At 67.5% G+C, this 14210-nt stretch carries 4 protein-coding genes; all 4 read left to right on the plus strand.

The genetic code is table 11. The features are described 5' to 3' along the window. Positions 1–145 precede the first annotated feature (145 nt). The gene (locus tag ALI144C_RS04335) at positions 146–1348 is read left to right on the plus strand and encodes an MFS transporter (protein ID WP_076985696.1); all 1203 of its coding nucleotides are present in this window, start codon (positions 146–148) and stop codon (positions 1346–1348) included. Then, complete coding sequence (locus tag ALI144C_RS04340) at positions 1311–11324, plus strand: hybrid non-ribosomal peptide synthetase/type I polyketide synthase (protein ID WP_076985697.1); 10014 nt, start codon at positions 1311–1313, stop codon at positions 11322–11324. The genes ALI144C_RS04335 and ALI144C_RS04340 overlap by 38 nt, the downstream gene beginning before the upstream one ends. Positions 11325–11390: 66 nt before the next feature. Beyond that, entirely contained in the window at positions 11391–12779 is a 1389-nt protein-coding gene (locus ALI144C_RS04345; protein WP_143230399.1) for a M1 family metallopeptidase, read from the plus strand. A 27-nt stretch (positions 12780–12806) separates the two neighbouring features. Next, positions 12807–14207 carry a M1 family metallopeptidase gene (locus ALI144C_RS04350; RefSeq protein ID WP_237773971.1) on the plus strand — a complete coding sequence of 467 codons (1401 nt, stop codon included), beginning with the start codon at positions 12807–12809 and terminating at the stop codon, positions 14205–14207. Positions 14208–14210 lie beyond the last annotated feature (3 nt).

The following is a 14210-nucleotide window of genomic DNA, read 5'->3' on the forward strand; positions in this document are numbered from 1 at the left end:
TGGGGGGCATCGTGGTTGACGAATGTGGCTTGCGGCCCTGTCCGCACCTGTTACGTGTTCGCGCGTCGTCCCGTGGTCGTGACGCCTCCACATCCCGGCAACGCGGAGACCTTGGAGGGTCGGCTGTCTCGCCAAGAACGACAGCATGACAGCCACGTCGGCATCTGATGTGGGCTTCCGCTTCCGGTGCGTGGCAGGCGGATACGCGTTGTCCGCGGCTGGAAACTACCTCAACCTGGTCGCACTCAGTCTGTACACCTACGAGGTCACCGGCGGCGGCCTTGGCGTCGGACTGGTGATGGCGTTACGGCTGGCAGCGGGAAGTCTGGGCGGGCTGGTCGCCGGTCGTCTGGTCGGTCGATTCGACCGCCGCAGGTTGATGATCGGCGCGGACCTCGTGCAGGCGGCTGCCATGACTGTGCTCGTGCTGTCCGCGCGGCACGTTGTCGTGCTCGCGGGAGTCGTTGTGTTGCTCGGCGCGGGAAACAGCTTGTTCACGGTGGCGTTGCGGACTTCTGTTCCGGAGATGGTCGGGCAGAGCGCCAGGGTGAAGGCGAATGGGTTGTTGGTCATCGCCAAGTCGTTCGCGACGGTGACGGGCTTTGGCGGCGCGGGTGTCGTAATCGGCTTCGGCGGTGTCGAAGCCGCGTTCGCGATGAACGCGGCCACGTTCCTGGTTTCCGCCCTCGCGATCACGATCGTTCGCCTGCGTACCGAGGATTCGGCGCCACAGCGCACTTCGGCCCGGGTGACCCTGGGCGCGTTGCCGTTCCTGCTGTTGGCGATGGTGGTCGTGCGCGGCATCGACGCGCTGGCGTCGTCGTCGCACAACGTCGCGCTGTCTGTGTTGGCAGGCACGACGCAGGACGGCGCCGCGTTCCTGAGCCGGTTCTGGGTGGCGTGGGCTGTGGGGATCCTGCTGGCGCACCACGTCGTCAAGAGATATTGGAAACCGGCTTCGGGTGAGCGGATGTTCGCACTCGGCACCGGTGTGATGTCGATTTCCTTCGCGCTGGCGTTCACCTCACCGCCAACGCCGGTGTGGCTGTGCCTGGTCGCCATGGCCGGGTTCGCCGACGGTGTCACCGAGATCGCGTACACCTCGCGCCTGCAAGAGGAACCGGAGCGCAGGCGCGGTGGTTTGTTCGGGCTGTCCTCGGCCGCCGAGACAGCCGGTTTCGCTGTCGGCATGGTGGCCGCAGGTGCCTCGCTCGAGATCCTGCCCGCTGTCGTGGTCGTTGCGATGTTCCACGGCGTCGCACTGACCGCCGCAGCAGTTCTGCTGTTGCTGAAACACTGGGGGACAAGACATGACATGGCTATCGGGACCCGATCTGATCCTGACTGAGGACGACCCGCGCGACGTCGTCGGCGCCCTGCGGCGGGCCGCTGAATCGCACCCGGATGCCGGGGTGATGGTGGTCGCGGACGGTGTGCGTCGTCTGATCACCTACCCGCAACTGCTGGCACAGGCGTGTCGGATCCTGACGGGGCTGCGCGCACACGGTGTGCGGCAAGGGGATCATGTCGTGCTCTCCGGCCTCGCGCTCGCGGACTTCTTCCCTGCGCTCTGGGCGTGCGTACTCGGCGGCATCACGCCTGCCGCGGTCGCTGATCCCGCGGATGAGGGTGGACCGGCCATGGAGCGCCTGCGGCACACATGGCGCCTGCTCGGTGAGCCGTTGGTGATCGCGAACGCTGTACCTGCGTCGTTCGCGTCGAGCGCTGTGGTCACGGTGGCCTCCTGTCTGCGATACGAGCCCGCGGTCGAGTTCGCCGATGTCGATGACGACGACGTCGTGGTCCTGATGCTGTCGTCGGGGAGCACCGGCCAGCCGAAGGCCGCGCAGCTCACCCAGCGAGCACTGGTCCGGTTCGCGGCCAGCACCAGGCGCCTTCTCGATGTGCGGCCCGGTGACGTCAGCCTCAACTGGCTACCGCTCGACCACAGCGGCGCGTTCCTGCTCTCGCACCTGGTGGAGGTGTTCGCGGGCTGCACCAACGTGCACGCGCCGACGTCGTACGTGCTGGCTGATCCCACTCGCTGGCTCGACCTGATCGCTGAGCACCGTGCGAACCACAGTTGGGCACCCATGTTCGCCTACCAGCTCGTGGCGGACGCGGTGACCGACCAGACGTGGGACCTGTCGTGCGTGCGCACGTTGCTGTGTGGCGGCGAACAAATCATGTTGCCGGTGCTCGACCGGTTCATGGACGCGGTCGGCGTCGGCCCCGGTTGCATCGTGCCTGCGTGGGGCATGGCCGAGACGACGACTGCGATCACGTACGGCCGGCTCGCCGACCCCCACGCCGTGCACCGCGTCCGCAAGTCCAGCCTTGGCGGAGAGCTCCTCTACGCCGACGACGACACGCCTGAGCATGACGTGTCCACGTTCGTCGCCGTCGGTCCACCGGCACACGAAACGCGCCTGCGTGTCGTCGATGACCGCGGCGTTGTCCTACCGGACAGGCACATCGGCAGGTTGCACATCAGCTCGCCGCGCGTCACACCCGGCTACCTCAACGACCCTGCTGCGACCGCGGCCGCGTTCAGCGAGCCGGACTGGCTGGACACCGGTGATCTCGCCTTCCTGTCCGACGGACAGCTCGTGATCACCGGCAGGCACAAGGACGTGATCGTCCTCAAGGGCCACAACCACTTCGCCCACGAGATCGAGCAGGTCGCCGCGACCGCGCCCGGCGTGCGACCGGGTGAGGTCGCCGCGTGTGGCGTACCGGACGAGCGGAGCGGCACGGAGCAACTCGCGATCTTCTTCGTCGGCGGTGATGACGACAACCGGACGGCCCAGGCGATCCGTCGAGTTCTGCACCAGCGGCTGAGGCTGACCGCGGCGCACGTCGTCGCGGTGGCGGAGCTACCGAGGACGCCGTCGGGCAAGGTGCAGCGCGCGAAGTTGCGGGACCGCCTGGTGGTCGACACCCTGGGCGTGGTAGCCGAGAGCGTCGCCGCGGTGCTGGGCATGCCAGTGGCCAGGAACAAGCCGTTCTACGAGGCTGGGTTGGACTCGGTACTGCTGGTGCGGTTGCGTGATCGGTTGGAGCGTGAGCTGGGCAGGGAGATCGCGCAGACTGCCCTCTTCGAACACCCCACTGTCGAGGCGCTGACGGCCTACCTCGACGCGGTCGCCGTCGCCGCCGCACCCCGACCTGCGGAACCACCGCAGGACACCAGGATCGCGGTCATCGGAATGGCACTGCGTTTTCCCGGGGCGCGCTCGGTGGACGAGTTCTGGGCCAACCTCCGGGCCGGTGTCGACAGCGTCAGCGTGTTCGGCACCGACGATCCGGACCGCGTGCCGGTGATGGGTGTGCTCGAGGACGTGGACGCTTTCGACGCCGAGTTCTTCGGGATGAACGGGCGCGAAGCGGCGGTCACCGATCCGGCGCAGCGGCTGTTCCTCGAGGTGTGCTACCACGCGCTGGAGGACGCCGGTCACGCGGGCACGTCCGAGGTCGCCGGGGTGTTCGCCGGATCCGGCTCGAACCTGTACGGCCAGCAGGCGCGAGCGGCCGTGACCGGTGACTCGGCCGCCGCCATGCAGGCGGTCATCGGGCAGGCACCGGACTTCCTGGCGACCAGGGTCGCCTACCGGCTCGGCCTGACCGGACCCGCGATCGGCGTCCAGACGGCGTGCTCGACCTCGCTGGTCGCCGTGCACCTCGCGGTTCAGTCGCTGCTGGCCGGTGAGGTGGACATGGCACTGGCCGGAGCGGCCGCGGTGCACCTGCCGCAACAGTCCGGTTACCGCCGAGGCGCACCGCTCTCGCCCACGGGCCGCTGTCGTCCGTTCGACGCCGAGGCAGACGGCACGGTCGGCGGCAACGGCGTCGCCGCTGTCGTGCTCAAACGACTGGACCGGGCCATCGCCGACGGCGACACCGTGCACGCTGTGCTCCTCGGCTCGGCGGTGAACAACGACGGTGCGAGCAAGGCGGGATTCTCCGCGCCGGGGGTGGCCGGTCAAGTCGACGTGATCCGACGAGCGTTGACCCGCTCGGGTGTCCGGGCGGACTCGATCTCGTACGTCGAGGCGCACGGGACCGGTACCGAACTGGGTGACCCGATCGAGTTCGAGGCTTTGACCCGCGCGTTCCGAGCGGACACCGAGCGGTCCGGCTTCTGCGCACTGGGGTCGGTGAAGGCGAACGTCGGGCACCTGGACAGTTGCGCCGGGATGGCCGGGCTGATCAAGACCGTGTTGATGCTGCGGCACGGTGAACTGGTCGCGACGCTCAACCTGAGCAGACCCAACCCCGGACTGCGCCTGGACGACAGCCCGTTCGTCCTGGCGACTCGCCTGAACGACTGGACGACCGAAGGACCACGCCGCGCCGGAGTCAGCGCACTGGGCGTCGGGGGCACCAACGCACACGTGATACTCGAAGAGCCGCCGCGGCGTCGCACCTCGCCACCGTCTCCTGTGCCGACGATCGCTCCGCTGTCGGCACGGGATCCGGAGGCGCTCGCCGACCTCGTGGACCAGTTCCGGTCTGTCCGCGCCGCGCCTGCGGACATCGCTGCCACGCTCGCGTTGGGTCGTGCACACTTCGCCTGCCGGGCTGTGGCGATCGGTGGCGGCGGGTTCGTGGTGCGGGAGGCGTCGAAACCGTTGACGCGGACGCTGTTCGCGTTCTCCGGCCAGGGGAGTGCCCGATACGGCATGGCACGTGAACTGTACGATGTGTTCCCCGTCGTGCGTGACGTGCTCGACGAATGCGATCATGTCTACGGCGGCGGGCTGCTCGACCTGCTGCTGAACGACCGTGCCGAGGCAGTGTGGCCGACGTTGACCGCTCAGCCTGCGCTGTTCGCGTTCGAGGTCGCGCTGGCGCGCCTGTGGGAGAGCTTCGGCATCACACCGGATGCGGTGACGGGGCACAGTCTCGGCGAGTACGCGGCTTTGTGCGTCGGTGGTGCGATCACGATGGCCGACGGGATGCGCCTGACCGGTGAGCGCGCGCGGCTGATGGCGGACAGTGAACCGGGCGGCATGGTCGCGGTGCACGCTGATATCGCTGTGGCACAGAAAATCGCTGATGCGACAGGGACCGTGCTCGCTGCGGTCAACGGATCCGAGGCGCACGTGTTGGCCGGTACGCCAGACGCGGTGCGCCGGGTCCTGGACCGTGCGGATGTGCGTACCACCCGGCTCGCACTCGACAGGGCTTTTCATACGGCGCTGATGGATGACGCGCTCGCGCAGTTCCGGGACTACGCGAAGACCGTCCCGTTGAACCCGTTGCGGGTGCGGTTCGTGAGCAGCCTGGACGGTCGGGAGCGTCCTGTCGGGTGGTTGCCTGATCCGGACTACCTGGTGCGCCAGGCGCGTCAGCCGGTGCGGTTCGACCTCGTGATGTCTGCTGTGGACGGATCCGACGTGATCGAGGTCGGGCCTGGGGAAGTCCTCACTGGACTGGGCGACGGTTGGCTGCCGAGCCAACGCGCCGGGGTCGACCGGGTCACCGCTCTCTGGCTCACTCTGGGGGAGCTCTACGTTCGTGGTGCTGACATCAACTGGGCGGCTGTGATCCGTGGTGGTTCCAGGATCTCGTTGCCTGTTTACCCCTTCAAACGCACCCGTTTCCCGGTGGAGGAAGCCGAACAGACGCCTGACGTCGTCCCGTCGCAGGGGCGGCTGCGCTCCGTGCGCGCTGTTGTGGCCCGTGTGCTGGGCGCGGAGGAGAGCGCGGTGACAGCCGACAAGTCGTTCTTCGACTTCGGCGCGGACTCGTTGACGTTGATGAGCCTGGCACGAGCGGTCGACGCGGAGTTCGGGGCAAAGGTGCCCGTGCGTACGCTTTTCGCGGACGCTGACACTCCCCGCAAGCTCGCATCGCTGATCGGTACCGAGCCGGAGATCGTCGATGTCCCCGACGAGCCGGAAACGGTGAGCCGACCGGCGTCGGTCGTACAGGAGACGGTGGACCGCCAGTTGCGCCTCGGTGAACGCCTGGTCGACCTGATGGAACGGCAACTGGCGATGTTGACGACCAGTTCCGTCGAGCTGCCTCCGCAGAACACCGCCACCGTCGCTGTGCGGGAGCGCGATCCCGAGCCGGTGGTGCTTTCCGCGCCGCCCGAACCAGTTGTGCCCGACGAGCGGGCGACCCAGAGCGGTGGCGTGTCCTGTGACTTCAGTCTTTACTTCTTCGGGGACTACCCGGAACAGCAGGAGACGAACAAGTACGAGTTGATCAACGCGGCCACCGAGTTCGCGGACCGGCACGGTTTCCATTCGGTCTGGCTGCCGGAGCGGCATTTCCATTCGTTCGGCGCGTTGTTCCCCAACCCGTCGGTGCTCGCTGCCGCACTCGCCGCCCGCACCAGAAGGATCAAGTTGCAGGCCGGCTCCGTCGTGCTGCCGCTGCACAATCCCATCCGGGTGGCGGAGGAGTGGTCGGTCGTGGACAATTTGTCCGGCGGCCGTGTCGGGCTGTGCTTCGCCAGTGGCTGGCACGCCGGGGACTTCGCGTTGGCGCCCCAGAACTTCGGCAAGCACCGCGAGCTCATGTACGAACAGTTGGACACAGTGCGGCGGCTGTGGTCAGGCGAGGCGATCGAGGCCACTTCCGGCAGCGGCGAGCCCATCGACGTGCGGCTGTACCCCCGTCCGATCCAGCAACGGCCACCGATGTTCGTCGCGGTGGTGAGCAACCCGGACAGCTACCGGCGGGCTGCTGAAGAGGACCTCGGGGTCGTTACGAACCTGATGGTGCAGACCGTGGACCAACTCGCGGAGAACATCGCCCTGTACCGGCGCACCCGCCGTGAACACGGCCTCGACCCGGCCGCGGGCCGAGTCGTCGTGCTCGTGCACACCCACGTCGGCCCCGATGCCATAACCGAGGCCTACCAGCCGTTCTGTGCCTACCTGCGGTCTTCGCTGTCCCTGTTCGACCAGGTCACGAACAGCCTCGGGTTCGACATCGACCTGGCGAACACGCCTGAGGAGGACGTCGATTTCCTGCTCGACCAGGCTTACCGCCGATACTGCGAGTCGCGCGCGCTGATCGGTGCCGAGCAGGATGTCGCGGCTGTCGCCGACCGGCTGATCGCCGCCGGTGTGAACGAGATCGCGTGCTTCGTGGACTTCGGTGTGCCGACTCGGAACGTCATCGAGGCATTGCCTGCCGTCGACCGTCTGCGCGAGCGGTATTCGACGCCGCGGTTGCCGTTGTCGCCGGGGCAGCGACGAGTCTGGCTGATGGAACAGCTGCATCCGGACACCAGCGCGTATCACGAGCCCAAAGCCATCAGGTTCACCGGCCGGCTGGACGAGCGGAAACTGATTGCCGCGCTGCAAGCTGCCGTGCACCGGCAACCTGAGCTGCGGACTGTCTTTCGCGAGCAGGACGGTGAACCGCATCGAGTCGTGCTGCCTGCCGTCGAGTTCGACTGCCCGGTGCTCGACTACACCGGCACCGACGAGACCACGGCCTTGCGCTCGGTGCTCAGCACGGTCGGCCGGGAGATCTTCGACCTGGCGGAAGGTCCGCTGGTGCTGGCCAGGCTGCTGCGGCTGGACGACGAGCACCACCTGCTCTTCCTGCTGGCGCACCACATCGTGTTCGACTCGTCGTCGACGGCGGTGCTCGTCCGGGACATGGCCGCCCACTACAGTGGCGGCACGTTGCCCACTGTGGACATAAGGGTGACGCCCGAACACAGCCGATCGGCCAAGGAGGCCGATCTCGAGTTCTGGCAACGAGAGCTGGCGGACGCCCCGGTGCTGCGGTTGCCGACGGACCGGCCCCGTCCGGTGGCACGGCACGCCGAAGGCGCGAGCTTCACGCACGAGTTCAAGTTCACGCGTGAACTGGCACGATTCTGCGCGAGCCACCGAGTCACACCGTTCATGGCCATGCTCGGTGCGGTCGCCGCGGCGCTCGGGCGGTTCAGTGGCCAGGACGACGTCGTGATAGGCACCGCAGTGACGAACCGGCCACCGGATGCCCAAGGTGAGGTCGGTCTGTTCCTCGACACGGTCGCGTTGCGGATGGACTTGTCCGGCGATCCGGCGTTCGCCGACCTGGTGAGCCAGGTGCGGGACCGCACCATTGCTGCCTACGAGCACCGCCACGTCGCGTTCGACGAGCTCGTCCGGGCGCTGAACCCGACGCGAGACGCGAGCCGCAACCCGTTGTTCCAGGTGATGGTGGAGTTCGAGAACGCCGAGGAAGTCGAGTTCGCGGCGCCGTTGACCGTTGATCTGCTCGACGTACCGAGTGATCGAGCGCCTTTCGACATCACGTTCTACCTCACGCAGCACCGTGCCGGGCTACGTTGCTCGGTCGAGTACGACACAAGGCTGTTCGACGAGGTCACAGTGCGTCGCGTCCTCGATCTCGTCGAGGCAGTGCTCCGCCGCGCGATGGCCCGTCCCGATGCGGTGTTGTCCGAGCTGGTGACGCTCACCGAGCACGATCGGGCCGCGCTGAACTCGTGGCAAGGCGCGCCGGTCGCGGTGCCGTCCGAAGGTCTGCACCATCTCGTCGAACGCCAGGCCGCCGATACGCCGGACGCCGTCGCATTGCTCGGGCAGGACATCGAGGTGTCCTACCGGGACCTGGACAAACACGCCAACCGGGTGGCCAGACGGTTGCACGAACGCGGGATCGGCCCGGGGGACTTCGTCGCGGTGCTCCTGCCGCGTGGTGCCGAGCAGATCACCGCGATGCTAGGCGTTCTCAAGGCCGGTGCGGCCTACCTGCCAATCGATGTGGATACGCCCAAAGCGCGGCGCGAGTACATGATGGCGGATTGCGCGGTCGCGCTCCTGCTCACGACCGAGGTCCTCAGTGAGTGGGGGAGCGCGGACGACCTGGACTCCGCGCCACCCGCAGTGACCACAACGCCGGACAGCCCGGCGTACTGCATCTACACATCGGGGTCGACTGGGCGGCCCAAAGGCGTGGTGGTGCCCCACCGCGGGCCGGTGAACCTGGTTCGTTGGCAGTTGCGGCACCACCGGGCGCTGCGCACGCTGCAGTGGACTTCGACGGCGTTCGACGTGAGCGTGCAGGAGATCTTCACGACGCTCGCCGCTGGCGCGACGCTCGTGCTGATCACCGAGGACATGCGGCACGACGTGCCTGCCGTGGTGGCGAAGTACGACGTCCAGCGATTGTTCCTGCCTTTCACGCCGTTGAAGTATCTCGTGGAGTCGCTGCCGTCCCTGCCGTCGTTGCGTGAGATATTCTCGGCGGGGGAGGCTTTGTCCGTCACACCAGCGTTACGCCGGTTCCTGGCCGAGCACCCTTCCTGCGCGTTGTACAACCAGTACGGTCCGACCGAAACGACGATCATCGTCACCTCGCAGCTGGTCGACCACGAGAGCGAATCCCGCCCACCGATCGGTGCGCCGATCGACGGCGTCGAACTGCTGTTGCTCGATTCCGGTGGTCGTGAGGTTCCCGTTGGCGCGGTGGGGGAGATCCACATCGCCGGAATCGCAGTAGCCCAGGGCTATGTGCGGTCGCCGTTCAACGGTGTGTACCGCACGGGTGATCTTGGCCGTTGGCGGGCGGACGGTACGGTCGAGTTCGTCGGCCGGATCGACGACCAGGTGAAGATCCGCGGTCACCGGGTCGAACCCGGCGAGGTGCAGGCCGTGCTGCAGGAGCTGGACGGCGTCGTCGACGCCGCTGTGGTGGCTCGGCCTGACGTGCACGGAGAGCCGGAACTCGTCGCGTATGTGGTCTCCGGTCGCGGGGACCTCGCTGACGAGCTCGCCGAGTGGTTGCCGGGCCACGCCATACCGCGACGGTGGGTGCAGCTCGATCGCCTGCCTTACAACACAAGCGGAAAGCTGGATCGCGACCGGCTCCCGGCGCCGACATACGGGAGGGCGAGGAACGACGACACGCCTGCGGACGACCTGGAGCGGTCACTGCACGCGGCGTGGTGCGCGGAGTTGGGCAGGGAGTCGGTGCCAGTCAACGCGTCGTTCTTCGAACTGGGCGGCCACTCGTTGACGGCGATCAGACTGGTGAACCGGATAGCTGCCGAACACCGGCTGAAGCTGTCCATCACGGACTTCTTCCACGCGCCGACGATCCGCGCTGTGGCAGCACGACGGCAGACGGAGTTGCCGATGACGTCGTTCCTGCGCAGGCTCTGGCAAAGACACCACGAACGCGTCGACCCGGCTGTGTACAACATCGCGCATCGCGTCGACGTGGAAGGGCCGCTGGACCTGACCGCGCTGACCCAGGCGTTCACCGAACTGGTGCGCAGGCATGACGCCTTGCGGATGAGATTGTCCGACGACACGATCCAGGTCCTGGCGCAGGTTCCCGTTGAGCTCCCGGTCACCGACCTGGACCCGGATGACGTTGAGCGGTGGTGCCGGGAGCAGGTGGGCGAGGTGTTCGTACTGACCGAGGCACCTCTGTTCCGGTTCCGCCTGGCACGAATCAGCGATGCTCGGTGGGTACTCGTTGTCGTGTGGCACCATTCGGTGTGCGACGCGTGGTCGCTCGACATCTTGTGGCGTGAGATCGGCGAGCTGTACCGAGGGACTCAGCTACGACCGCCTCGAGCACAGTTCGCGGAGTACGTTCGCTGCGAACGAAGCAACCTCGCTCCACCCCGGAGAGCGGAGTTGGAAGCTTTCTGGCGCAAGGAGTTGGACGGCGCCAGGTTGCGCTTGGCCTTGCCCGTCGACCATCCGCGCCCTGGCAGGTTGTCCGGCCGCGGCGCTCGTCACGAGTTCGTGGCCGGTGCTCCGGTCGCTCAAGGGGTCCGCAGACGGGCTGCCGAGTTCGGAAGCACTCCCTACATGGTGCTGGCCGGGGCCTTCGCGGCGTGGATATCGGATCTCTGCGGCCAGCCGGACATCGTGCTGGCCGCGTCGAGCGCGAATCGCCTGCAGGGCGACCACGACGAAATCGTCGGTCCGCTCGGTGACGCGGTACTGCTGAGAGTACGCCCGGACGGCGGTTTTCCAGACGTGGTGGCTCGGATGGCCGAAACGGTGTACACGGCGCTCGACCACCAGGCTCTGCCCTTGACCGAGGTCGCGCGGCTGGTCGCCCCGTCCGAGGCGGATGGCCTCTTCCCGACTGTCCTGTTCACCGTGGTGACAACGCCCGCGCCGACGTTCGGCCTGCCCGGCGCTACGCTGCGCGAACTGTCCCATCCTGGTATGGCTCGCAACGAGTTGTACGCGGTGATCATCCCGTCCGACGACACCATCCGCGTGGTGTTCGAGTACTCGACCGATCTTTTCGAGGAGTCGACAATCCTCGCCTGGGGGGAGAGCTTCCTGGCTGTGTTGGCCGAACGCTGCACGCCACAGTGACCGCTGCGACACAACTGGGACACGACAGGGACGGGCCGCGGACGCGTGGCTCCTAACTTCGCGGCTGTGAAAACCACCTACCGCATGATCGCGATCGTCGTGGTCGGCGCCACGGCCGCACTGGGCGCCGCTGCGGGCGCCGATGCCCGTCCCGCCGTAACGGATGCTTACGACGCGCTGCACTACGACGTGAGCCTCGAGTACCGCTCCGGCTCGAAGGACATGGCGGGCACCACCACACTCAAGGCCAGGGCCACCGGTGCGTTGCCGAGGTTCGCGCTGGACTTCGGCGGCGGCCGGGTCAGCCAGGTCACGGTGAACGGGCGACCCGCCAGGTTCCAGGCCAGCGGCGAGCGCTTGCTGGTCACCCCCAAGCCGCTGGCCCGCGGCGCGGAGTTCTCGGTCACCGTCGACTATGTGGTCACCAGGTCCAATGGACCGGACAACCGCGGTCCATGGCGGGAGATCGATGACGGCTTCGCCATCTCCCCGCAGAACCACCAGACCATGCACCACGTGTACCCGTGCAAGAACGACATCGCGGACAAGGCCACGTACACCATCAGCGTCACCGCTCCCGCCCACCTGACCGGGGTGGCGAACGGCGATCTGACGCAGACCCGGCAGCTGCCTGGCGGCCGGACCGCGCGCACCTATCGCATGGTTCACCCGATGCCCGCGCACGACGGGCAGATCGCGGTCGGCCCCTATTCGCTGATCACCCGCCCTGGCCCGGACGGGGTCACCATTCGTGATGTCGTGCCGACCGCCCAGGCCGACCAGCTCGAGAAAACGCTGGCCAGGACTGACGACCAGCTGCGGTGGCAGACCGCGAGGCTGGGTGCCTACCCCTTCGGCACCTACGGGATCTTCGCCCCGCTGGGCACCATCAGCCCTTTCGAGAGCCAGACGATGACCACCATCGCGGCATCGACACTGGCCAGTGACCCGGCGGACTACTTGCGAACCCATGAGCTCAACCACCAGTGGTTCGGTGCATCCGTCACCCCCGTGAACCTCGACGACGACTGGACCGCCGAGGGACACGCCCACTTCTACGGCACCTGGTACGACTCCGAGCTGAGCCAGCCCGGTTCCCCTGATGCCTTCGCCGCGGGCATGCGGTTCAACTACGAGATGGACCAGGAGAACCGTGACCGTGAGGGAGCCCCGGCGCGGCCCAAGCCGGTGTCCGGCCAAACCCAACGCGTCGGTGGGGCGCTCGCGCTGTACGCGCTGCGCCAAACCGTTGGCGCGCAGACCTTCGAGCGGATCGAACGCACGGTGGTGTCGCGGTTCAAGGACGGTGTGATGAGCACGGCCGACTACATCACCGTCGCGAACCAGGTGTCCGGGCGTGATGTCAGCGGCCTGCTCAAGGACTGGCTGTACGGCACCAAGACCCCGCCGATGCCCGGACACCCCGACTGGAAGCCCGGCACCCCCGCCTCCTGAACCCCGCACTGGCCCAAGGAGATCTCTGTGTTGCCCATCAGGAAACGACACCTGCTGACGCTGGGAGCACTGCTCACCAGCCTGACCCTGACCGCCCCTGTCGCCTTCGCCGGAGTCGGGGGAGACGGGATCGGTGATCCGTACTGGCCGCAGGACGGCAACGGCGGCTACCGCGTCGGCCACTACGACGTGAAAGTGGGCTACGACCCGGACAAGCCGGACGAGCTCACCGGGGACACCACGGTGTCAGCCACCGCCACCGCCGGGTTGGACCAGTTCAACCTGGACTTCACCCCGACCTTCGACATCTCCACGATCACCGTCAACGGAGTACCGGCCCGGGGTTTCACACGGGAAGGGGAACACGAGCTGGTGGTCACCCCGGCCCGGCCGATCCGCCGGGGTGCCCGGTTCGACGTGCGGGTGGTGTATTCGGGCAAGAACGGCGACACCCGGTACAACCCCGAAACCGGCGGCATGTTCATGGCAGGCGAGCCGCATTCGGCCACCAGCTGGTTCCCGTCCAACGACCACCCGTCGGACAAGGCCACCTTCGCGCTGACCGCGACCGTGCCGCAGGGGTGGACAGCGGTCGGCAACGGCAGGCCAGGCCCCACCACCACTGAGCGGGGCCGAACCACCTTCCGCTGGCGCGAGGACAGCCCGCTGTCCACGTGGACCGCGGTGCTGGCGATCGCCAAGTTCACCGTCGTCAACGCCGCGCTGGCCGACGGAACCCCGGTGATCAGCGCCTATGCCCCGGGGGCGGAGGCCGCGGCCCGCCAGCACGGCGACCGCGTCCCGGAGATCATCGACTTCCTCTCGGCCAAGTTCGGGAGGTACCCGTTCTCCTCGGCAGGCGGGATCTACTTCAACGAGGACATCGCGATGGGACTGGAAACCCACAGCAGGCCGCTGTATCCGGGCACGGCGTGGAACGACGTGGTCGGCCTCATCGTGCACGAGCAGGCGCACCAGTGGTTCGGCAACAACGTGACCGGCCGGAACTGGCGCGACATCTGCGTTGCCGAGTGCTTCGCCACCTACGCCCAGTGGTTGTGGAGTGAAGCGAAAGAAGGCAAGGACCTGGACGCCCACTACCGCGAGCTCGTCGCCGTCAACCGGGACAAGCCGGACTTCTGGAAGGTGCCGCTCTACGACCCCGGCGCCGAGAAGTACCTCGCAGCGGTGTACCGGACCGGGCCGCTGATGGTGCACGCACTGCGCCGGAGCATCGGCGATGACACGTTCTTCCGGCTACTGACCCGCTGGCAGGAGCTGCACCGGGGTGGCAACGCCTCGTGGCCGGAGTTCGAACAGCTGGCGCAGCGGGAGTCCGGAGTGGACCTCGGCGGGTTCTTCCACGCGTGGACACGGAGCACCACGATCCCGGCTGAGCGATATCTCCACCTCGGTCCGGTCCGCTGACGG

The sequence above is a fragment of the Actinosynnema sp. ALI-1.44 genome (assembly GCF_001984155.1).
Classification (GTDB): domain Bacteria; phylum Actinomycetota; class Actinomycetes; order Mycobacteriales; family Pseudonocardiaceae; genus Kibdelosporangium.

Coding starts and splice junctions, on each gene's coding strand:
- ALI144C_RS04335 (WP_076985696.1), top strand. CDS start 146: ATGACAGCCACGTCGGCATCTGATGTGGGCTTCCGCTTCCGGTGCGTG.
- ALI144C_RS04340 (WP_076985697.1), top strand. CDS start 1,311: ATGACATGGCTATCGGGACCCGATCTGATCCTGACTGAGGACGACCCG.